Source organism: Erwinia sp. MYb375, from assembly GCF_037479175.1.
In the GTDB taxonomy this organism is placed as follows: Bacteria; Pseudomonadota; Gammaproteobacteria; order Enterobacterales; family Enterobacteriaceae; genus Erwinia; species Erwinia rhapontici.
The window spans coordinates 1-21326 of record NZ_JBBGZS010000024.1 but is presented as its reverse complement, the minus strand read 5'-3'; the positions used below and the strand labels follow the sequence as shown (position 1 = coordinate 21326).

Sequence of the window (21326 nt, the reverse complement as noted above, 5' to 3'; positions counted from 1 at the left end):
AAAAAGGTCGGCCCTGACAGACGCTCTTCGTTGTCACGGCGTCAGTGCAACAACTCTCTTAACAACGCTATCACCGTTTTCACTTCATCCTGGGTCAGCGCCCCTTCTTTAACGAAGCGTACCCGCGCGTCTTTATCCAGCACGACAATGGCTGACCCGCCGCCCGCCAGTTGCCAGGCCTGATGCACTGCGCCATTGCTGTCGACGATAAACTGTGACCAGGGGAACTGCTGTTTATTGCTCTCTATGCTGCTGCGCACAAACATACCGGTGCCAGGGATCGCATCGTCAGTATTCACAATGGTGGTGGTCTGGTAATGGTCATGCGGGAATTTGGCGGCCTTAATCGCTTCTATCAGCGCGGCATTTTGTTCTTTTGCTGAGGAGCGCCCGGCAATATGTTGGACCACCCGCACTTTTCCGGCCAGTTGTGCGCTGTTCCAGTTTTTGTAGCTAAACTTCTCCTCTTTGAACAGCAACTCGCCTTTATCTGCAACGCCCACTGCAGCTACGCGCTCGCCGACATGAAGGTTGTGCGCCGCCGTGGTGAAAGGCAGTAGCAGGCAAAGCATCGCCGTGAAAATACGGATTCCTGTCATAGTCGCTCCTGTGAATGTAGTGGTCTGATCAGTAAGTCATCCTACTGAAATAATATGCGTGGATGATGCTGCTGTCGCATCGGGATAACATCTTTGCAACACACCGCACAAATCCCTGAGAATTGAAGGTTTATACTGTGTGGGTACGGTCAGGTAACAGAGAGTTCTGTCATGATGTGTAAACACAGTAAAAAAATTCAATTTTAGGAACATTGGAAGCAAACGATGTTCTATAGTACAGGCACTTTGCGTTTCACAGGTTCGTGCCGAGATTGGTAACGACGAGGCGTAGTTACTCTTCAGGAGTTGAACAAGAATGAAGATCTTCCAGCGATATAACCCACTACAGGTCGCTAAATACGTAAAAACGCTGTTCCGTGGGCGGCTGTATATCAAAGATGTCGGCGCGTTTGAGTTTGATAAAGGCAAGATCCTTATCCCGCGCGTCAAAGATAAGCAGCATTACAGCGTGATGTCGGAAGTTAACCGACAGGTCCTCAGATTACAGACCGAATTTAACTGACAAAAAAAGGCGCTCAAAGCGCCTTTTTTGTGTCTTGCCACCGCTTACGACGCGAGTTCTTCCGGGTCTTTCGGCAGTACGGGTGCTGTCGGTCGTGCATCAATACGCGTCACCAGCAGCTGGTCAATGCGGTAACTGTCGATATCCACCACTTCAAACTTAAAGCCATGGAACTTCACGAAGTCGGTGCGTTTTGGGATCTTACGCAGCATAAACATCATAAACCCACCGATAGTCTCGTAGTTGCCTGACTGCGGGAATTCGTCGATATGCAACACGCGCATAACGTCATCAATAGGCGTGCCGCCCTCAACCAGCCATGAGTTCTCATCACGCGCGACAATCTGCTCTTCCATTCCCTGACCGACCAGATCGCCCATCAACGTCGTCATCACGTCGTTAAGGGTGATAATGCCCACCACCAGCGCATACTCGTTCATGATCACCGCGAAGTCTTCCCCGGCGGCTTTAAAGCTCTCCAGTGCTTCTGACAGCGTTAGCGTATCCGGTACGATCAGTGCCGATCGGATTTGCAGGCCGCTGTTCAGCGTCATGCTCTGATTACCCAGTACGCGCAGCAACAGCTCTTTCGAGTCAACATAGCCGACGATATGGTCAATATCTTCATTACAGACCAGGAACTTCGAGTGCGGATGGCGGGCAATCTTTTCTTTCAGACTGCTTTCATCTTCGTGCAGGTCGAACCACACCACGTTCTCACGTGATGTCATTGAAGAGGGCACCGTACGGGATTCCAGCTCAAAGACGTTTTCAATCAACTCATGCTCTTGCTTACGCAGAACCCCGGCCAGCGCACCGGCTTCGACTACCGCATAGATATCGTCAGAGGTGATGTCGTCTTTACGCACCAGCGGGATTTTAAACAAGCGGAAAAGGATGTTGGCCCCACCGTTAAAGAACCACACCAGCGGGCGGAACAGGAATAGACAGAAGCGCATCGGGTTGATGATTTTGAGCGCCATGGTTTCCGGCGCGATCATGCCCAGACGCTTGGGGAACAGATCGGCAAACAGGATAAACAGGCTGGTGACCAGCGTGAAAGAACAGACAAAGCTGATGCTCTCCGCCATTTCCGGCGTTGTCACACGTTCGAACAGCGTTCGGAAGGCGGGGGAAAACGCGGAATCACCGACAATACCCCCGAGGATCGCCACGGCATTCAGGCCAATCTGCACCACAGTAAAGAACATGCCAGGCGTTTCCTGCATCTTCAGTACGCGTTGTGCGTTGATATTGCCTTCGTCGGCCAGGAGCTTCAGTTTAATTTTGCGGGCAGCCGCCAGCGAGATTTCTGAAAGAGAGAAAAACGAGCTGATCGCAATCAGCAGCATGATGACAAGAAAGCTGTCTAACATAAAACATCCATTAGTTGGCTCGTCTCTGTGGGCAATCAGGAACACAATCGCGCAGACAAAGAAGGCCGGGTTAATCACTTGTCATTTTTGGCCTGGGCAGCGCGCAGTCAGTTTCTTCTGCGATCATCACATCAGGGAGTGAAGCGATTCAGGGCTATCCGTGCCAAAAATGTCTGCGGTTCGGCTGGTGCCGGAGCAGAAGGGTAATCAGGCCGCGGAGCAGTCTGTGGGGAGATTATAGCTGTGGCATCGAGCGCTTACAATTGCGGCAGCGATGTTCTGAGTGAGCAGGTATCACGGAGCAGAAAACGGGTTGAGACTTGTCTGATACTGATACCACGTTACACTCCTTTTACGGCTAATCGCGATCTGTGTTGTAACGTAGCGTGACGTTGCACCGAATTTGCCTTAGGTTCAGGTTGATCGCGCGTCAATAATAAGTAAGGTGATGCGCATGCATTACCTTTGAACTGAACCATTCGCGAACTATTTTTACCAGAGTAAGCCCGGTGGATTGCGGGCTGGCAATAAAAACGGGAGTAAGCGTGCCACGAATTCATGTGTTTTGCATGTCTTGTCTGCTGATCGTCGCGCCTGTTACTCAGGCTGCGAATGTTCGTTTGCAGGTCACAGGGTTATCCGGGGAATTACAGAAGAATGTCAGGGCGCGTTTGTCCACCATTACCAATGATGAAGTCACCTCCGACGGTCGCTTTCGTGCACGCGTCAGCGATGCGGTAAAAGAGGGGCTGAAGGCGCTGGGGTACTACGAACCGCAGATCGATTTTGAATTGCAGCCACCGCCTGCTGGCGGTAAACGTCAGGTGTTACTGGCGAAGGTCACGCCAGGTGAACCGGTGAAAATTGCCGGAGAAACGGTGATCCTGCGTGGCGGTGCCCGTACGGATGAAGACTACCAAAAGCTGGTGCGGGACGGTAAACCCAAACTGGGAACCGTGCTTAATCACAGTGACTACGATAAGTTTAAAAGCTCCCTGAGCAACATGGCGCTGCGTAAAGGCTACTTTGACGGTGATTACCGCAAAAGCCAGCTGGGCGTCTCCGTTGAACGGCGTGAGGCATTCTGGGATCTCGATTATGACAGTGGCCAGCGTTACCGCTTTGGTGAGGTCAGCTTCGCAGGTTCGCAGATCCGCGACGACTACCTGCAAAACCTGGTGCCGTTTAAAAAGGGCGATTACTACAATTCACGTGATTTAGCTGAACTTAACCGACGCTTGTCCGCGACCGGCTGGTTTAACTCGGTTGTCGTTGCCCCTGAATTTGATAAAGGACGCGAGAGCAAGGTGCTGCCGCTGCATGGTGTTGTTTCGCCGCGCACCGAGAACACCATTGAAACCGGCGTGGGTTACTCGACGGACGTCGGCCCGCGCGTCAAAGCAACGTGGAAAAAGCCCTGGGTAAATGATCGCGGGCACAGCTTCAGCACCAGTGCGAACATCTCTGCGCCGGAGCAGCAGTTAGATTTCAGCTATAAAATGCCATTGCGTAAAAACCCGCTGGAGCAGTATTACCTGTTGCAGGGCGGGCTGAAACGCACCGACCTCAACGATACCAAAGCAGACTCCACCACACTTGCGGCCTCACGCTACTGGGACAGTTCCAGCGGCTGGCAGCGCGCCGTCAACCTGCGCTGGAGCCTCGACCACTTTACCCAGGGCAGCGTGACCAACACCACGATGCTGATTTACCCGGGCGTCAGCGTTAACCGTACCCGATCACGGGGGGGCCTGATGCCGACCTGGGGGGATTCACAACGCTACTCGCTGGATGTTTCTGATACTACCTGGGGGTCGGATATCGACTTCGCAGTGATTCAGGCTCAGAACGTCTGGATCCGCACACTGCAGGATAAACACCGCTTTGTGGTGCGTGGCAATCTTGGCTGGATTGAAACCAATGATTTCGAAAAAGTCCCACCGGACCTGCGCTTCTTCGCCGGGGGCGACCGCAGTATTCGTGGCTACAAATATAAAGGCATTTCCCCACGTGATGATGAAGGCAAGCTGACCGGGGCATCCAAACTTGCCACCGGTTCGCTGGAGTACCAGTACAACGTCACGGGGAAATGGTGGGGGGCGGTGTTTGTTGATTCGGGTGAAGCGGTTAACGACATCAAGCAGAGTAATTTCAAAACCGGTGCGGGCTTTGGCGTGCGCTGGCAGTCGCCGGTCGGGCCGATCAAAGTGGACATTGCCCGTCCGATTGGCGATCAAAACGATCGGGATATTCAGTTTTACATTGGGTTGGGGCCTGAACTATGAAGTGGTGGAAAAAGGGCCTGATTGGCATTCTGATTTTTATTGTGCTGCTGTTTGGCGGCGTTGCCTTCTTACTCGGCACCACCACCGGTCTGCATCTGGTGCTGAACGGTGCCGCACGCTGGGTGCCGGGGCTGGATATCCAGCAGGTGAAAGGCGGCTGGCGTGATTTGACCCTGAGCGGCGTGAAGTATGAGATGCCGGGCGTAACGGTCAATGCCGGTGAGTTTCATCTGGCGCTGCGCCTGGGCTGCCTGAAACAGAGCGCGTTTTGCGTTAACGATCTCTCGTTGAAGGACGTTAACGTGGTGGTGGACAGCAAAAAGATGCCCCCTCCGGCCGACCCGCCAGTAGAAGAAGAAACCAGCGCGGGGGATATCAGCACGCCGTACCCGCTCACGCTCAGCAGGCTGGCCCTGCATAACATCAACCTTAAAATCGACGACACCGCCATTTCGCTGGCAGATTTCACCAGCGGGCTGCACTGGCAGGGCCGTGCAATGACGCTGACTCCGACCCATATTCAGGGGCTGCTGATTGCGCTGCCGAAAGCCTTGAACGTCGCCAATGAACAGGTTGTACAACCGAAAGTTCAGCAGCCTGCCGTCAATGAAGCGCCGCTGGGTGAAACGCTGAAAGCGATGTTTGCTAAACCTTTGCTGCCTGACCTGCCCGCGTTTACGTTGCCGCTGGATGTGGATGTGCAGGAAGTGCTCGGTGAGCAGCTGCGCATCACGGGTGATACCGATATTGCGGTAGAGCGCCTGCTGCTGAAGGCGAAAACTGAAAATAATCAGTTCCAGCTGCTGGCGCTGGATGTCGACTCACCCCAGGGGCAGCTTAATGCCCAGGGCCAGGCGACACTGAGCGGTAACTGGCCAGTCAACTTCACCCTCTACAGTCAGCTTAACGTCGATCCGATCAAAGGTGAGAAGATCAAAATGACGCTGGGTGGAGGCCTGCGCGATACGCTGAATCTGGGGCTGAATCTCTCCGGGCCGGTTCGCGCGCAGCTGGATGCCGATACACAACTTGCCGAAGCGGGTTTACCGCTCAATATGACGCTGCAAAGTCCGCAACTGCGTTGGCCGCTGGATGGACAGGCGCAGTATCAGGCCGATAATTTCAACTTCAGCTTTAAAGGCAAAGCCACCGACTACGTGATGTCCCTGAAAGCTGCACTCCAGGGGCAGGACATCCCACCAGCCACGTTGACGCTGGAGGGTAAAGGTAACGTCGAGCAGTTCTCGCTGGATAAACTGCGGCTGGCCGCGTTACAGGGAAATGCCGATCTGACGGCACTGGTGGACTGGAGTAAAGCCATCAGCTGGCGCAGTGATTTGACGATATCCGGGATTAATACGGCAAAACAATATCCGGACTGGCCAGCGAAGCTGGACGGTAAAATCACCACGCGGGGCAGCCTTTACGGCGGCAGCTGGCAGATGCGCGTGCCGGAGCTGAAGCTCAAGGGTAACGTACGTAATAACGCGGTCAGCGCTGACGGAACACTGTACGGCAACAGCTACAATCAGTGGGATATTCCCGGTATTAAGCTGGTGCTGGGGCGTAACAACGTCAATCTGAAAGGATCGCTGGGCGACAAGCTGAACCTGGATGCCGACATTGATGCGCAGCATCTGGATAATGCCCTGCCGGGCCTGGGCGGGGTCGCCAAAGGGACAATCCGTGCCCGTGGCGACCTGACAACGCCACAGCTGCTGGCAGACCTGACCGCGACGGGGCTGCGCTGGCAGGCGATGCGCATTGGTCGTATCAAACTGGAGGGAGACGTTAGTTCAGGCGAACAGATTCAGGGCAAACTGAAACTGCGTGTTGAACAACTGAAGCAGGACGCACTGGCGGTGAATCTGCTGACGCTGGATGCCAGCGGCACGGAAAAACAGCATCAGCTTAAGCTGAACATGCAGGGCGAACCGATTTCCGGCCAGTTAGCGCTCAGCGGGAGTTTCGACCGAGCTGAACAGCGCTGGAAGGGTAACCTGAATAACACCCGCTTTGACACACCGGTGGGGGAATGGCGCTTAACGCGTGCCATCGCGCTGGATTACCTCAATGCGAAACAGACTGTCAGTATCGGCGAGCACTGCTGGCAGAACCCCAATGCCGAGCTGTGCGTACCCACGACGATAGAAGCCGGGCCATCAGGCCATGCGCGCGTGGTGCTTAATCGTTTTAACCTGGCGATGATCAAACCCTTTATGCCAGAAGCCACACAGCTTACCGGGGTGTTCAGCGGCGATGCCGATGTTGCCTGGACTGCCGATGGTGCGCTACCGACGGGACGCGTGTCCCTGAAAGGGAATGACGTGAAAGTGGAACAGGATGTCCAGGGTAATACGCTGCCTGTCGCCTTCAGCACGCTGAACCTGAATGCGGCCCTGACAAACGGTCGCGCTCAACTCGACTGGCTGATTCGCATTGCCAATAATGGTCAGTTGGATGGCAATGTACAGATTGCCGATCCCGAGGGTCGGCGCACCCTGTCCGGTAACGTCAATATCACCAGCCTGTCACTGGCGATGCTCAACCCGGCCCTGATGAAGGGGGAGAAAATCACCGGGGTGCTGAACAGTAACCTGCGCCTGGGCGGTAATCTGCAAAAACCGCAGGTCTTTGGCCAGCTTGGGCTGCGAGGCGTTGACGTGGATGGCAGCTTTATGCCGGTTGACCTCACCACCGCTAACCTGACAATGGCGTTTAATGGCATGAGTTCGACGCTCGAAGGCGTGATTCAGACTTCTCAGGGGCAAATTGCGCTTAACGGCGATGCCGACTGGAATCAGCTCGATGCCTGGCGTGCGCGCATTGCGGCGAAGGGCGATAAAGTGCGTGTGACTGTGCCGCCGATGGTGCGGATGGACGTTTCACCGGATCTGGTGTTTGAAGCCACGCCGGACCTGTTTAATCTGGATGGCCGCGTGGATATTCCCTGGGCGCGCATCACCGTGCAGGAAGTGCCAGAAAGTGCCGTGGGTGTCTCCTCTGATGAGGTGCTGCTGGATAAAGATCTGAAACCTGTTGCACCGAAAACCAGCGGCATTCCGATCAACAGTAATCTTGTTATCCACGTTGGCAACGATGTGCGTCTGAGTGCCTTTGGTCTGAAAGCGAAACTGAACGGCGATCTGAAACTGGCGCAGGATAAACGGGGTCTGGGACTGAATGGCCAGATCAATATCCCTTCTGGTCGCTTTCATGCCTACGGTCAGGACCTGATCGTCCGTAAAGGTGAGCTGCAATTCTCCGGCCCACCGGACCAGCCGTATGTGAATATTGAGGCGATTCGTAACCCGGAAGCCACCGAAGACGACGTGACGGCCGGGGTACGAGTGACCGGACTTGCAGATGAGCCTAAGGTGGAAATCTTCTCCGACCCGGCGAAATCACAGCAGGAAGCGCTCTCTTATCTGCTGCGTGGACAGGGATTAGGGGCTAGCGGCAGCGACAGTGATGCATTAACTTCAGCCCTGGTAGGATTGGGGGTTGCACAAAGTGGTCAGGTTGTGGGTAAAATCGGTGAGACTTTTGGTGTCAGTAATCTGGCGCTGGATACTGCAGGGGTTGGCGACAGCCAGCAAGTGCAGGTCAGCGGCTACGTGCTGCCGGGTCTACAGGTAAAATACGGTGTTGGCATATTTGATTCACTGGCGACGTTAACGCTGCGTTACCGCCTGATGCCCAAACTCTATTTGGAAGCGGTGTCTGGTATTGATCAGGCACTGGATGTGCTCTATCAGTTTGAGTTCTAGCAATGCGAATAATTGTCTATGGTAGCCTGCGGCGTAAGCAAGGTAACAGTCACTGGATGACGAACGGGCAGTGGCTGGGCGATCATCAGATCGACGGCTACGCACTTTACAATCTTGGTCATTACCCGGGAGTCGTGGCGGGTGAAGGGCAGGTCTATTGTGAGGTTTACCGGATTGATGCATCAACACTGGGCGAACTGGATGCGCTCAGAACCAAAGGCGGTGAATACAAGCGTGAGCTGTTAAAAACCCCTTACGGTAGTGCCTGGCTGTACGTTTATCAGCGTGCCGTCACTGGCAAAAAGCGTATCACCAGCGGCGACTGGCTGCTGCGAGATGCAGAGTAGTTGCCGATTTTTCTGTCGTTCACACTAAACAAGCCGCCTTCTTAGAAGGCGGCTTTGATTTTTTATGACGAAAAACAGGCTGTTTAAATCCCAGCGGTTAATCCTTCTTTTATGTCATGTTTTCTTTATACTATTACGCGTTCACTTATAAGAAATAATAAACGCGCATGCTCTAAGTAATATCTTATTTGTTTGTGGTTAGGATTATTCCATTTGCTGGGGGTAGGTATCTTCGTGGTTTTTATTCCTGAATTCAGGCTCTCATGTGGAGTAATGTTTTGTTTAGTTGTTTTTCGTAGTTATATTATTGTCATCTCGAGTTTTTTGTTTATTATGCATCCCCTCGTTGTTGTTTTGTTTCTTTCTTTAATCGTTAATGGATTGCGTTGTTATAAGAGCTAACTGACGTTTTTTAAGTAATTATAATGAGTTAATGAACGATTTTTTAATGTCTTTTCATTTACAGGAAACGGAGCATTCAAAGAATAAACGTGGCGAAAAGCGCATTTTTGCCATTGTTTGTAAAAACGGTCATGTCTGCCAGTATCTGGCTAAGTATTGACCTAAATTATTATTATATAAAGGATTATTAAATGAAAAAGATTACAACTCTTGCCGCATTGATTATTGGTGTTATTGCTTCAGGGCAGGCGCTGGCGGGTGGAAGCGCAACGCTGTCATTGAAAGGAAATATCCTGCCGGGTGGTTGCGAAATCACACTTCCTTCCGCTGCTTTGGAGTGGAAAGATATTGACATTTCGTCTATGAGCCCTAGTAAAATGAATGATTTACCTGTGAAAAATGTAACCCTGAGTGTCAATTGTCAGGCTAAAATGAATTTCGCTATTAAGGCATCGGATAATAATGTAGCTAAACTGCCAGAGGGTATTCAGCAATCGCTTGCAAAAAACTACTTTAGCTTCGGATCAGACGGTGTAGGTGGCCCGGCTGGCGCCTATACCATTAAAGCGTTGGTTAATGGAAGTTCTGCTGATAAAGATAAGGCTTCAGCATTTGTAACCTATAAAGATAGTGCATGGGATCAGAAGCTTACCTCTACAGATTTCGCGTACTTTATCAACACTCGACTCGGCGATAAAGATGCTGTATTGGATATGAGCACCACTTCAGGTATAACAAGTTATCTGCGTTCAAGTGCAAAAAGTAAAGTATTTGCTCTGGAAATTGCACCATCACTGGGCCCTGTTACCGGCCAGGCCTTGGCCGGTAACTTCGATCTTAGCGGCAGTACCACGTTTGAAGTTATTTATATGTAATTGAAGTTTCCACCGGTGTTGTGCTCTTTTTTTATTAATCAGAGCATGATGTCGGTGGTTTTCTTGTAACGTAGATTCACGGATGAATACTATGCTGATTCAATTTTTTCGGTTATTCCTATCGATCATACCTCTGGTGATCATATTTCCTGCCAGCGCTGTCATGCAGCCACAAACTTCGATGGTGCTTATTCAGGAGGATGCGGGCGGTGGCAGTATTAACGTCACTAATACTGATGATAAAGACGCCTTACTCTACGTTAAGGTTATTGACCTACCCGATGATAAATTTCCTCAACTGATCGTCACTCAACCGGTTATGCGCGTGGCGGCAGGCCAGACTCAGCGGGTTCGTTTTGTGCTAACCAGTGACCGCCCGTTAACCACCGAACATATGAAGCGCGTGACCTTCGAAGGTATTCCGATCACCGCCGTAGCAAATCAGGGTATTGCAATCAGTCTGCGGCAGAATTTGCCGGTGATTATCCATCCTGCCGGGCTGGCGGAAAATATCGGCTCCTGGAAAGATTTGCAATGGTCTGTTAAGCAGGGAAAATTGAGGGTCCATAACCCTGGTGCTTGGGTTGTCAGGATGGCTCCGTCCTTCACCTTGCTGCCAGGCAATCAAAAAGTGACTCTCAATAAGAGTTATATCCTGCCGGGTGAAACCTTACCCGTGGTATTTTCTGATGTATTGGCGTTGGCGAGAACCCAGAAGATTCGTATTGATGCCGTTTCTTCGTATGGATATGAAGTGGGTAATGCTGAACTGTCCGTTAGCCACGAGCTTTAACACGTGTCTGGTTCTGAACGCTTTACCTTAAATGCATACTGCCATTGCGCACTTCTTGCGGCGGCTGGCACCCTGATGCCAGCTTACCTCTGCGCGCAGGAAACACCCGAACGTCCTCAGCTATTACTAAAAGCGCAAAACACCTCCACACCCACAGTAGCGCAAGCTTCCGGCGAGTCCGTCACTGCGAAAATCCTTAGAGCGAGAGGGATTGACCCAGCCATACTTAACCTGTTGGATACCCCTGCGCATTTTCCAGCCGGGCCAGGTCTGGTTGATATCAGCGTAAACGGGGAGTTTCGGGGGGCTTTTAACGTGGTATTTAATCAGGATGGCGGGTTGTGCTTTACTCCTGAGTTATTTAGCCAGCTGGGATTAACATTGCCTGGGGACGAGGCTCTGGCGGATACGGAGTGCTTTGACTGGGCAAAACGTGACCCCGCCATCAGCATCCGATTTGAACCCCAAAATCTTGCTGCCAGCCTTGTCGTGCCGGAACAGGCATTGCAGTCGTCACCGGTGGAGATAAGCGGTGAGGCGGGAGGGGTGGGAGCGTTGCTCAATTATAATTATTTCACTTCCCTCAACCGTAATCGTGGAAAAGAGAGCCGTTATAGCTATTTGACGCTGGAAGATGGCTTTAATATTTCCAACTGGATGGTGCGCAGCTGGCAGCAGTTCAATCTGCAGGACGGCGTAGTCAGTACCAATATGAATTCACTGTATGCCGAACGATCCTTTGAACACTGGCAGAAGCGCTTCCAGGTCGGACAAATTGGCGTCAGTAATACGCTTTTTGAACTCGGTGAAATCACGGGTATTCAGATTATCCCTGATGAGGGATTCCAGCAGAATGATGATGCTCAGGGGGTCGTTGAGGGCATTGCCAGCACGCCTCAGGCGCGAGTGGAAGTGCGTCAATACGGCATGTTGATCTACAACACGCTGGTGCCCGCCGGGCCTTTCCGTTTAAATCGCATCCCGCTGAAAAACCTTAACAGCGATCTGGACGTTAGTGTGTTGGAAACTAACGGCCAGCAGCAGCATTTTACCGTACCTGCGAACCGAGTGATTAACGTTAACCCCTCAGGGGGGCAGGGTATTTCTCTGGCCGCGGGCAGGCTTCGTTCTGTTCGGGGAAATGGTGACGGCGCGCCAGCTATTTTGACCATGAACCGCAACTGGAAGCCGTTTAGCCGTTTACTGGCGCAAACGGGCCTGCTGTTATCGGATAGATACCAGTCCGTAGCGCTATCGCTGGGTCACAGGGTCTCGCAGGGGTTACAGCTCGCCGCACAGATCGCGGCAGCAAATGACCGTTATCACGGAGCACGCAGTGCGCGGTTGTTGTTCTCGGCAGATTACCGCCTTTTCGAAGCGCTTTCGGTCAGTGCCAGCGTCAGTAAAAATACACCTGCGTTTGCCGCTATCAGTCAGGCCAGTCTGTCGGAAGCGAATTATTTTCAAAGAGAAAATACCCAGTACACCTTGTCAGCTAACTGGGTGACCCCTAGGATGGGGACTTTCTCAATCAGTCACGCTGAAAGCAGCTTTAACCAGGGGATTGCATCAACCCGGTACAATACGCTGAGTTGGGGCGCTAACATTAAAAAAGTCATGCTGTCGGTGAATTTTTCGCACAGTAAGGGGATGAACAAATCGAACAAGCTGCTATCGGTTAACGCCAATGTTCCTTTGGGCCGACACTACAGTAACACCTATTACCGTAGCTCGAACAACCGCAGTCAGCTGGGCAGTGAGATCAGCGGGCCGGTAAACCGTGATGTGGGTTACAGCCTTTCTACAGAACGGGATTTAAAGCAGCATAGCCAGTCAGTGCAAGGTGGCCTCAACGCCGACCTGCATTACACCACTCTTTCTGTATCAGCTGGAAACAGCGGCAATCACTCCAGCAACTACTCCGTGAGCGGCAGCGGTGGCATCGGCATTATCGGTAAAAATGTGTTGTTCTCACCTATCTCCGTTGGGCAGACCTTTGGCATGATCGCCATGAATGAAAGGCTGGCAAACGTGGCGATCAACACGCCGGGGGGGACAGTCTGGACGGACTGGCGAGGTCTGGCGCTGGCACCTCAGCTTCCGGCGTGGCGGCCCGCTAACCTTGATCTGAATACGGAAACGCTGCCGAAAAAATCGGACGTTAATAACGGCCACCACAGCGTCACACTCGCCCGGGGAAGCGTGAAGCGCATTAATTACACGGTGTTAACCACCCGGCGGGTCCTGTTAGATCTTACCCTGAGCGATGGTACGGCGTTACCGCGTGGCAGTAAGGTCATGGATGAGCAGGGAACGATACTCACGATTGCTATCGATAATGGGCTGGTCTATCTGAATAACTCACCGGAGAAAGCCACGCTGCTGATTGATGTGGCAGGGCGCGATACGCGTTGCAGCTTCACCTACCGTCTGGATGAGCAGCCAGAGGATGGCGGACCCTATCAGAAAATTACCGGTGTATGCATTTAGCCTGGGCGGTTAAAACGGCATAACTCGTATCTTACAAAGGAATTGTGCAATGGAACTGAAAAGAATTCTTTCCGCTATCACGCTGCTGACGGGCATGATACTCAGCACTGCGGTTCCCGCCAGCACCCAGGCCACGTTGCAGATACGAGGTACTATTAAGCCCGCCTCCTGTGATATTCGCTTTGATGGCGGGGGCATACTCGACTGGCAGCAGATTAGCGCTGCCAGCCTCTCATCCTCCAAATCCACCTCGCTGACGACGAAGAACATTAAGCTGAATATCAGCTGTGAAACGCCCACGCTATTTGCCGTACGAGCCAGAGATATCGCTGAGAAAGCCGGGGAAGCGAAAATTGACGGAAAGGCTGCGGAGACCAGTTTCAGTTTGGGGGCTACCGAAGCGGGGAAAAATATCGGTGCGTACCGCATCTATACCCCGGCGGACAGGTCCATGGTAGATGGGCATCCCATGCAAAAACTCACCGTCTCGGCCGATGAAGGGAAAATCTGGGCAGAGGCGAAGGGAAGTGTGCTGTGGAAGTATCAGGGAGAGGAACTTGTGTCTTTCACCTCCGATATGCTGCGCGTGCCAATACCGGCAAAAAATGTGGTCTTTGATATGAATGTCACTCCCTGGATTGTCGCCCTTGATGCCCTTGGAACATCGGATGAAGTGACGATTGCTGGCAGTGCAACCTTTGATATTGTGTATCTCTGATGGCTGTCATCATCCGTCACTGTATATCCTGGTCTGCGGGTAAATACATACTGTGTAGCCTGCTGGCGCTGCTCATCGCACACCCGGCGTGGGCGGTGATGAAACCTGAAACCTCGATGTTAATGATCAACGAAGAAGCAAAAGGTGGGAGCCTGAACGTCACCAATACCGCAGATCACGAGGCGTTGCTGTATGTGAAGATCTACAACCTGCCAGACGATCTTCAGCCTCAGCTGCTGGTGACCCAGCCGGTGACCCGGCTGGCGGCGGGTCAGACGCAGCGGCTACGCTTCTTACTGCATAGCCTGGGGCCGCTCAAGACAGAGCATATGAAGCGGGTGATTCTGGAAGGGATCCCGCTACAAGCGCTGAGCGGCAAGAATACGGTGGGCTTAAGCCTCAGGCAGGACCTCCCGATCATTATTCATCCTGCCGGTCTGCCAATGAAGTCCGACCCCTGGGAAGCATTGAAATTCTCGGAAAGGAGCGGCGTGTTGACCATCGTTAATCCCAGCCGTTACGTGGTGCGACTGTCACAGACCGTTGTGCTGCTGCCCTCAATGAAAAATATCATGCTGAGTAAAAGCTATATTCTTCCTGGCGAAACGCTGACCGTTAAGGGGCAGGATGCCGCTGCTCTGAAAAACAGCAAGCAGATCCAGATCCAGAGTCTGTCAAAATATGGCTATGTCGCGGGTCTGTTTATACAACCGCTGGAGCATCATGGCTAACTTATCTGCTGCATCGCCAGCTTTAACGGGATAACACATGAAGGAACGTAAAATGGACTGCAGGAAACGTTCGCGCCCGCACCGCCGTCAAGGGATGCGTCTGATGGTGGCAAGTTTGCTGCTGTGTTCAGGGCTGGTTCAGGCTGAATGTCGCATCAGCACGGGCACGGGGATGCTGGATTATGGCCAGATAAATACCCAGATCACACGAGGCCCTGATGGGAAACATCACCTGACGTCGCGTGTAGCCGTATTCAGGGTGGAGTGCGATGAACCCCGGAAAATTCGACTGGCCTTCAGTGACAGTAGCGGCAGTCAGCGGCAGTTCGCCTTTGGTCGCGACGGTGAACTTGAGGTAGATATTTCTGCGCTGATGCTGGACGATCGTGCGACGGCTTACCGCGATCTCTCTTCACTCTCGGGGCAAAAGAGTGACGTGAGCCGACAAGCAGGCACGCTGCTGCCAGGAAGTGAGATCGAGATTGTCGACGCGGGGCGCCATTTAAACTTTATTGTGACGTTGCATCCTGTGTTCACGGACCAGCTCTTTGCTCTACAGGATGACTATCGGCCGGGGAACGACATGACGGTATCGATTATCGAATAGCGGAGAAGCGGGATAAAAAAAACACCGCCGTGGCGGTGTTTTTCGGCGTCAGTGGCAGAGCATTTTCACTGGCGCGGGTCTACCGGAAGATTATTTCTTCGCAGCGCGCTCGAAGGAGGAAACGATTTCCGCTTTAGCGGCTTCTACGCCTTCCCAGCCGTCAACCTTAACCCATTTGCCTTTTTCCAGCGCTTTATACTGCTCGAAGAAGTGGGTGATCTGGCCGCGCAGCAGTTCTGGCAGGTCGTTCACATCCTGGATGTGCTCGTACTCTTTGCTCAGTTTGCTGTGTGGAACCGCAACAACTTTGGCATCTTCGCCAGATTCGTCGGTCATTTTCAGCACGCCAACCGGACGGCAGCGGATCACAGAGCCAGGCTGTAACGGGTACGGTGTTGGCACCAGGACGTCAACCGGGTCGCCATCCAGGGACAGGGTGTGGTTGATGTAACCGTAGTTGCACGGATAGAACATCGCTGTCGCCATGAAACGGTCAACGAACAGTGCGCCAGTCTCTTTGTCGACTTCGTATTTGATCGGAGAGGCATTTGCCGGGATCTCGATGACGACATAGATATCGTCTGGCAGGTCTTTACCCGCTGGTACCAGGTTCAAGCTCATTATGAATTCCTTCAATCATCTTAGGTTGAGTGCCGGGTATTATAGCCAGGTCATCTTCAAAGTACCTTCCTTTTTCCGCCTTTCAGATTGCTCCGTGCCGGGGCATCAATGACAGTGAAATGCTGCGCTATGCGATGCCCGGCTCACGATGATGGCTAATCATCCACGTCGGGCTGGGGTATGGAATATTCACTCGGTGCAAAGGGGTGTGGCTCACCGTTGACCATGTTGAATTCAGAGACAATATAACGGCGTCTCATCTTCTTAGTGGGTGAGCGTAAAGCGATATCAACCCGCCTGGCACCTGAGTTCGGGAACTTGTAATACGTTTCAGGAATGCAGAGCTGATCATTAGCAATTTTTAAAGCGGGGAATTCTCTGTTGAAGCCAGACATCTCCGGTGCACGACTCTCTCTGATAACCAGATAATGAGCATAATAGTCGCTGGCATTTTTAATATGGAAACACACTCCGGCATTTGTCAGGGACACCTGTCCGAGCTCATTGGGGGGGCTGTAATGGCCCATCCACCCGCAGCCGGTAAGAAGCGAGGCAATCAGGGCGGGAAACAGCACTTTTTTTATTGTCATCACAGGCTCCACGGAAAGGCTCGCAGCGTATATTTATAATGTTTTAGTCACTCATCATCGGATAGCTCATCACAGTGAGTACATCGCCTGCCAGGGGATTAATTTGGTTTATTCATCATTGTTAAATCATTTCTCTGGTTTTACATGGATCTAATCCATCATCGTCTGTATTTTCCTTCACAGTCATTTTCCTTCCAATGTTTACCCACAACAAAAGCGTTGAAATGCCCTTAATTCACGCTTACGGGTTTCCTGTTTTGGATCAATTTAATCATTGTTATGGTTAAAGCTGAGTAATGTTATTGCCGATAACATGGTCGATTTAGGGACCAGGAATGACCAGGCTTAACACTATCGGGAAATGATCATGCTTAAGAGAATCTCAATACGTACGGGTTTATTGGCGTTACTTGCCATGATGACGCTGCTGCTTTTAGTGGTGAGTGTCATGGGCATTATCGCGATTCAAAAGGGAAACCGCTCACTGGATGTGATCAACCGCATTCAGGGCATTGAGTTGAACGCGCTGTATATGAGCAACGGCAATCTATTGCGCACCCGCGCCACTGCGGCGCTGGCCATACGCAAAATGGAAATCGGCCTGCCGGACGAAGCGGAAAAAATAGCCACACGTTCCGCCAGTTACGTGGTTTTATCGCAACAGGAGCTGAAACGATTCATTGATGCCGGAACCGTCACTGAACACGGCCGAATTCTGGCGGAAGCCGTAGTGGCAACCCATGAAGATTACCTGGTTAATGGCATCACGCCAATGATGGCGGCGCTGCAAAAACAGAGCATAGATGATTACTACAGCGTTCTGGAAGGAAACCTCTCCGACCTTGCAGGTAAATTCTCTGCCGCAGTATCGGCATTTGGTGCTTATGCCGACGACGTCAGCGCAACACAGATGGCTCAGGCCGCGCGTAACCAAACCATGATGACCGTTCTGATCCTGGTGAGCGGCGCGCTGACACTGCTGCTGGTGGCGCTCGCATGGGTGATTTTGCGCATACTCCTGCTGAAGCCGCTGGATCAGGCTATCAGGCATCTTGAGTATGTGGCGGGTGGCGATCTGACTCAGCCCGTACCGGAAAGCGGTGATAATGAACTGGGCCGTTTAAATGCCGCACTGGGAACGATGCAGCAGTCGCTACAGCATTCGGTTGGCCTGGTGCGCGATGCCAGTCTGCAAATTGATATCGGCAGCCGCGAACTCGCCTCGGGCAACCTCAATCTCTCCCAGCGTACTGAAGAGTCTGCGGCATCGCTGGAACAGACGGCGGCGAGCATGGAGCAGTTAACCGCCACGGTGAAGCAGAATGCAGATAACGCCCAACAGGCACATCTGCTGGCACGTGCTGTTTCTGATACCGCCGATCGCGGCGCAGAAGTGGTGTGTTACGTGATGGAGAAAATGGGGGAAATCTCTAACAGCTCGCAGCGTATTGGCGACATTCTGGGTGTGATTGACGGCATCGCCTTCCAGACGAATATCCTGGCGCTGAACGCCTCTGTTGAAGCAGCACGCGCAGGTGAGCAGGGCCGTGGCTTTGCTGTTGTTGCTACCGAGGTACGTAATCTGGCCCAGCGCAGTGCAACGGCGGCGAAAGAGATCCGTACGCTGATTAGCGAGTCGCAGATTCGCGTCAACGAAGGCTCTGATATGGCGACCAAAGCCGGTGAAACCATGGATGAAATCTCGACGGAAGTCATGCGAGTCACCACGTTGATGAAAGAGATTTCCAGCGCATCGCAGGAACAGAGTCACGGTATTGAACAGGTGAATCAGGCAGTGACGCAGATGGATGAAGTCGCACAGCAGAATGCCGCGCTGGTGGAAGAAGCGGCCGCCGCAACGCAGTCGCTGGAAGAGCAGTCTCAGCAGCTGGTGCGAACCATGGCGGTGTTTAAGGTGACGCAGGCGGCATAAATCGTTGGGGCGGGTGCTTTTCTGGTCGCTTCCCCAAAAGAAAGGGCGGACCGAAAAAGAAGGTCCGCCCCTACGCGTTGGTCAGTCGGAATCGGTAAACGTTACCGTTTAGTTATCCGGGAATTCGCGCAGGAAACGTTCGGTATCATCAACCATATGGTCATTGCCGACGAAGAACGGTGAGCGTTCATGCAGGCTTTCTGGCACCAGGTCCAGAATACGGTTCTTGCCGTCAGAGGCTTTACCGCCAGCCTGTTCCGCCAGAAACGCCATCGGGTTGCACTCATACAGCAGGCGCAGCTTGCCTTTAGGGTGGCTGGCGGTGCTTGGGTAGAGGTAGATCCCGCCTTTCAGCAGGTTACGGTGGAAATCTGCCACCAGCGAGCCGATATAGCGTGAGGTATAAGGACGTTGGGTCGCGACATCCTCTTCCTGACAGAATTTCAGGTATTTTTTCACACCCTGCGGGAAGCGGATGTAGTTACCTTCATTGATGGAATAGGTGTAGCCCTTTTCCGGGAAGGTCATACGTTCCGCGCTCAGGCAGAACACACCCAGTGACGGGTCGTACGTAAAGGCATGTACGCCACAGCCGGTGGTATAAACCAGCATGGTGGAGGAGCCGTAAACCACGTAACCGGCGGCAACCTGCTGGCTACCAGGCTGCAGGAAGTCTTCTTCGGTCACTGGCGTACCCGGAGGGGTAAGACGACGGTAAATTGAGAAAATGGTGCCGACAGAAACGTTGACATCAATGTTTGAGGAGCCGTCGAGAGGATCCATCAGTACCACGTACTTGCCGTTTTCCGCGCCTTCAAAGATCACGAACTCATCTTCTTCTTCTGACGCGATACCTGCAACAATGCCACGGGCCTTCAGTGCGGCTTTGAGTTTTTCATTGGCAAACAGATCGAGCTTCATCTGTTCTTCGCCCTGAATATTTTCAGCGCCGCTGGCACCCAGAATATCGACCAGGCCAGCTTTGTTAATGTCGCGGTGGATAATCTTAGCGCCCAGTTTGATCGCGGAGATCAAAGCGGTCAGTTCACCTGTTGCGTGCGGAAAGTCGTGTTGCTTCTCGACGATAAATTCGCCTAACGTTTTCATAACACAATCCCTGAATCTGCGGTTGAGTAGCAGCTTGATTCACAAACTGCCAACGTATGCGTACGCAGTTTAGCCGATTGAACGCTAAAGAACATAGGGCAAATCCGTTTCTTCCGCACGATGGGGGCGTTACACTAAGGCCGAACATTTTACGAAACGGACCTTTTATGCGTATTCATATCCTCGGTATCTGCGGCACCTTTATGGGTGGACTGGCGATGCTGGCCCGCGCGCTCGGCCATGAAGTGACCGGCTCTGATGCTAACGTTTACCCGCCAATGAGCACGCTGTTAGAGAAGCAGGGCATTGATTTAATTCAGGGTTATGATGCTTCTCAGCTCGATCCTGCACCGGACCTGGTGATCATCGGTAACGCGATGACCCGGGGTAATCCCTGTGTGGAAGCGGTGCTGGAGCGCAATATTCCTTATCTCTCTGGCCCACAGTGGCTGCATGACTTCGTCCTGCGCGACCGCTGGGTGATTGCGGTCGCCGGAACCCACGGGAAAACCACCACAGCGGGCATGGCAGCGTGGATTTTACAGGCCTGCGGCTATGAACCGGGATTCGTCATCGGTGGTGTGCCTGGAAATTTCGAGGTTTCTGCGAATTTAGGAAAAAGCCCATTCTTTGTCATTGAGGCGGATGAGTACGACTGCGCGTTCTTCGACAAGCGCTCGAAGTTCGTTCATTACTGCCCGCGTACCCTGATTCTGAACAACCTCGAATTTGATCATGCCGATATTTTTGACGATCTGCGTGCTATTCAGAAACAGTTCCATCATCTGGTCCGCATCGTGCCTGGCCAGGGAAAAATTATCCTGCCAGAGCATGATGCTAACCTGAAACAGGTGATCGCGATGGGCTGCTGGAGCGAACAGGAAACCGTGGGTGATAACGGCCACTGGCAGGCGAAAAAACTGTCCCCGGATGCCTCACACTGGGAAGTGCTGCTGGACGGCGAGCGTGTGGCGGAAGTGAACTGGTCGCTGGTGGGTGAGCACAACATGCATAACGGCATGATGGCCATTGCCGCGGCACGTCATGTTGGCGTGAAGCCCGAAGATGCGGGGCGTGCGCTGAATGACTTTATCAATGCCCGTCGTCGTCTGGAGCTGCGTGGGGAGAGTAACGGCATTAAGGTCTACGATGACTTTGCCCATCACCCAACGGCTATCCTCGCGACGCTGGCGGCGCTGCGCGGCAAAGTCGGCGGCACAGCGCGCATTCTGGCGGTGCTGGGACCCCGGTCGAATACCATGAAAATGGGCATCAGCAAGGACGATTTAGCCCCGGCACTGGGACGTGCTGATGAAGTGTTTCTTTATCAGCCGCACCACATTCCGTGGCAGGTGGCCGACGTGGCCGAGGCCTGCATTCAGCCGGCGCAGTGGAGTGCGGATCTCGATACACTGATAGAAATGATCGCCAAAAAGGCCCAGCCGGGCGATACCATCCTGGTGATGAGTAATGGCGGTTTTGGTGGGATTCATCAGAAATTGTTAGATCGGTTGGCGTAATTTGCATCGGGCGTGCCCGCCCCCTACGTGTAGGGGGCG

Annotated in this window: 17 protein-coding genes; 12 read left to right on the top strand and 5 right to left on the bottom strand. The window is 52.7% G+C overall.

Annotated elements, in window-relative coordinates; translation table 11 throughout:
* Nucleotides 1-41: 41 nt before the first annotated feature.
* A complete protein-coding gene (locus tag WH279_RS21920) occupies nt 42-599 on the bottom strand; it encodes a YtfJ family protein (RefSeq protein ID WP_159336803.1) in 558 nt (185 codons plus the stop codon).
* A gap of 316 nt (nt 600-915) precedes the next feature.
* On the opposite strand from WH279_RS21920, the gene WH279_RS21915 reads away from it, so the two are divergent.
* Nucleotides 916-1122: a DUF1107 domain-containing protein gene (locus WH279_RS21915; protein WP_133842540.1), complete on the top strand. Its 207-nt coding sequence runs from the start codon at nt 916-918 to the stop codon at nt 1120-1122.
* A gap of 44 nt (nt 1123-1166) precedes the next feature.
* Here the strand turns inward: WH279_RS21915 and WH279_RS21910 are convergent, their stop codons facing one another.
* Nucleotides 1167-2498, bottom strand: coding sequence for a hemolysin family protein (locus WH279_RS21910; protein ID WP_200641846.1), 1332 nt, complete (start codon nt 2496-2498; stop codon nt 1167-1169).
* Between the two features lie 545 nt (nt 2499-3043).
* Here WH279_RS21910 and tamA point away from each other — a divergent pair.
* From tamA to WH279_RS21865, 9 genes are all read left to right on the top strand, one after another.
* Nucleotides 3044-4783, top strand: coding sequence for an autotransporter assembly complex protein TamA (tamA, locus tag WH279_RS21905; RefSeq protein ID WP_418903902.1), 1740 nt, complete (start codon nt 3044-3046; stop codon nt 4781-4783).
* The gene (gene tamB / locus WH279_RS21900) at nt 4780-8553 is read left to right on the top strand and encodes an autotransporter assembly complex protein TamB (RefSeq protein WP_339458863.1); all 3774 of its coding nucleotides are present in this window, start codon (nt 4780-4782) and stop codon (nt 8551-8553) included. The genes tamA and tamB overlap by 4 nt, the downstream gene beginning before the upstream one ends.
* A gap of 2 nt (nt 8554-8555) precedes the next feature.
* The gene (locus WH279_RS21895; protein ID WP_133842536.1) at nt 8556-8900 is read left to right on the top strand and encodes a gamma-glutamylcyclotransferase family protein; all 345 of its coding nucleotides are present in this window, start codon (nt 8556-8558) and stop codon (nt 8898-8900) included.
* A gap of 593 nt (nt 8901-9493) precedes the next feature.
* Nucleotides 9494-10177, top strand: a complete 684-nt coding sequence (locus WH279_RS21890; RefSeq protein WP_339458861.1) for a DUF1120 domain-containing protein — start codon at nt 9494-9496, stop codon at nt 10175-10177.
* Between the two features lie 91 nt (nt 10178-10268).
* Nucleotides 10269-10970, top strand: coding sequence for a fimbria/pilus chaperone family protein (locus tag WH279_RS21885; RefSeq protein WP_339458859.1), 702 nt, complete (start codon nt 10269-10271; stop codon nt 10968-10970).
* A gap of 75 nt (nt 10971-11045) precedes the next feature.
* Entirely contained in the window at nt 11046-13460 is a 2415-nt protein-coding gene (locus WH279_RS21880) for a fimbria/pilus outer membrane usher protein (RefSeq protein WP_339458857.1), read from the top strand.
* A gap of 49 nt (nt 13461-13509) precedes the next feature.
* Nucleotides 13510-14178: a DUF1120 domain-containing protein gene (locus tag WH279_RS21875; RefSeq protein WP_339458855.1), complete on the top strand. Its 669-nt coding sequence runs from the start codon at nt 13510-13512 to the stop codon at nt 14176-14178.
* The gene (locus WH279_RS21870; protein WP_339458853.1) at nt 14178-14909 is read left to right on the top strand and encodes a fimbria/pilus chaperone family protein; all 732 of its coding nucleotides are present in this window, start codon (nt 14178-14180) and stop codon (nt 14907-14909) included. The genes WH279_RS21875 and WH279_RS21870 overlap by 1 nt, the downstream gene beginning before the upstream one ends.
* Nucleotides 14910-14946: 37 nt before the next feature.
* A complete protein-coding gene (locus WH279_RS21865) occupies nt 14947-15516 on the top strand; it encodes a hypothetical protein (protein WP_339458851.1) in 570 nt (189 codons plus the stop codon).
* A 90-nt stretch (nt 15517-15606) separates the two neighbouring features.
* On the opposite strand, the gene ppa is transcribed toward WH279_RS21865, so the two are convergent.
* Together ppa and WH279_RS21855 are read right to left on the bottom strand one after the other, a co-directional pair.
* Nucleotides 15607-16137 carry an inorganic diphosphatase gene (ppa, locus tag WH279_RS21860; RefSeq protein WP_133842529.1) on the bottom strand — a complete coding sequence of 177 codons (531 nt, stop codon included), beginning with the start codon at nt 16135-16137 and terminating at the stop codon, nt 15607-15609.
* Nucleotides 16138-16292: 155 nt separating this feature from the next.
* Nucleotides 16293-16727 (bottom strand): putative T6SS immunity periplasmic lipoprotein, encoded by a 435-nt coding sequence (locus WH279_RS21855; protein ID WP_339458848.1) that lies wholly within the window; start codon nt 16725-16727, stop codon nt 16293-16295.
* Between the two features lie 367 nt (nt 16728-17094).
* On the opposite strand from WH279_RS21855, the gene WH279_RS21850 reads away from it, so the two are divergent.
* The gene (locus WH279_RS21850) at nt 17095-18660 is read left to right on the top strand and encodes a methyl-accepting chemotaxis protein (protein ID WP_339458846.1); all 1566 of its coding nucleotides are present in this window, start codon (nt 17095-17097) and stop codon (nt 18658-18660) included.
* 108 nt (nt 18661-18768) lie between these two features.
* On the opposite strand, the gene fbp is transcribed toward WH279_RS21850, so the two are convergent.
* Nucleotides 18769-19767 carry a class 1 fructose-bisphosphatase gene (gene fbp, locus WH279_RS21845; RefSeq protein WP_133842525.1) on the bottom strand — a complete coding sequence of 333 codons (999 nt, stop codon included), beginning with the start codon at nt 19765-19767 and terminating at the stop codon, nt 18769-18771.
* A 167-nt stretch (nt 19768-19934) separates the two neighbouring features.
* Here fbp and mpl point away from each other — a divergent pair, with 167 nt between their 5' ends.
* Nucleotides 19935-21287 carry a UDP-N-acetylmuramate:L-alanyl-gamma-D-glutamyl-meso-diaminopimelate ligase gene (gene mpl / locus WH279_RS21840; RefSeq protein WP_339458843.1) on the top strand — a complete coding sequence of 451 codons (1353 nt, stop codon included), beginning with the start codon at nt 19935-19937 and terminating at the stop codon, nt 21285-21287.
* The last annotated feature ends 39 nt before the right edge of the window (nt 21288-21326 follow it).

What these genes read in the sequence shown, in the direction of transcription:
- ppa (WP_133842529.1), bottom strand. Translation starts at nt 16,137, where the DNA reads ATGAGCTTGAACCTGGTACCAGCGGGTAAAGACCTGCCAGACGATATC.
- WH279_RS21850 (WP_339458846.1), top strand. Translation starts at nt 17,095, where the DNA reads ATGCTTAAGAGAATCTCAATACGTACGGGTTTATTGGCGTTACTTGCC.
- WH279_RS21870 (WP_339458853.1), top strand. Translation starts at nt 14,178, where the DNA reads ATGGCTGTCATCATCCGTCACTGTATATCCTGGTCTGCGGGTAAATAC.
- WH279_RS21875 (WP_339458855.1), top strand. Translation starts at nt 13,510, where the DNA reads ATGGAACTGAAAAGAATTCTTTCCGCTATCACGCTGCTGACGGGCATG.
- WH279_RS21885 (WP_339458859.1), top strand. Translation starts at nt 10,269, where the DNA reads ATGCTGATTCAATTTTTTCGGTTATTCCTATCGATCATACCTCTGGTG.
- WH279_RS21855 (WP_339458848.1), bottom strand. Translation starts at nt 16,727, where the DNA reads ATGACAATAAAAAAAGTGCTGTTTCCCGCCCTGATTGCCTCGCTTCTT.
- WH279_RS21880 (WP_339458857.1), top strand. Translation starts at nt 11,046, where the DNA reads ATGCCAGCTTACCTCTGCGCGCAGGAAACACCCGAACGTCCTCAGCTA.
- mpl (WP_339458843.1), top strand. Translation starts at nt 19,935, where the DNA reads ATGCGTATTCATATCCTCGGTATCTGCGGCACCTTTATGGGTGGACTG.
- WH279_RS21865 (WP_339458851.1), top strand. Translation starts at nt 14,947, where the DNA reads ATGAAGGAACGTAAAATGGACTGCAGGAAACGTTCGCGCCCGCACCGC.
- WH279_RS21890 (WP_339458861.1), top strand. Translation starts at nt 9,494, where the DNA reads ATGAAAAAGATTACAACTCTTGCCGCATTGATTATTGGTGTTATTGCT.
- WH279_RS21920 (WP_159336803.1), bottom strand. Translation starts at nt 599, where the DNA reads ATGACAGGAATCCGTATTTTCACGGCGATGCTTTGCCTGCTACTGCCT.
- WH279_RS21910 (WP_200641846.1), bottom strand. Translation starts at nt 2,498, where the DNA reads ATGTTAGACAGCTTTCTTGTCATCATGCTGCTGATTGCGATCAGCTCG.
- WH279_RS21895 (WP_133842536.1), top strand. Translation starts at nt 8,556, where the DNA reads ATGCGAATAATTGTCTATGGTAGCCTGCGGCGTAAGCAAGGTAACAGT.
- fbp (WP_133842525.1), bottom strand. Translation starts at nt 19,767, where the DNA reads ATGAAAACGTTAGGCGAATTTATCGTCGAGAAGCAACACGACTTTCCG.
- WH279_RS21915 (WP_133842540.1), top strand. Translation starts at nt 916, where the DNA reads ATGAAGATCTTCCAGCGATATAACCCACTACAGGTCGCTAAATACGTA.
- tamB (WP_339458863.1), top strand. Translation starts at nt 4,780, where the DNA reads ATGAAGTGGTGGAAAAAGGGCCTGATTGGCATTCTGATTTTTATTGTG.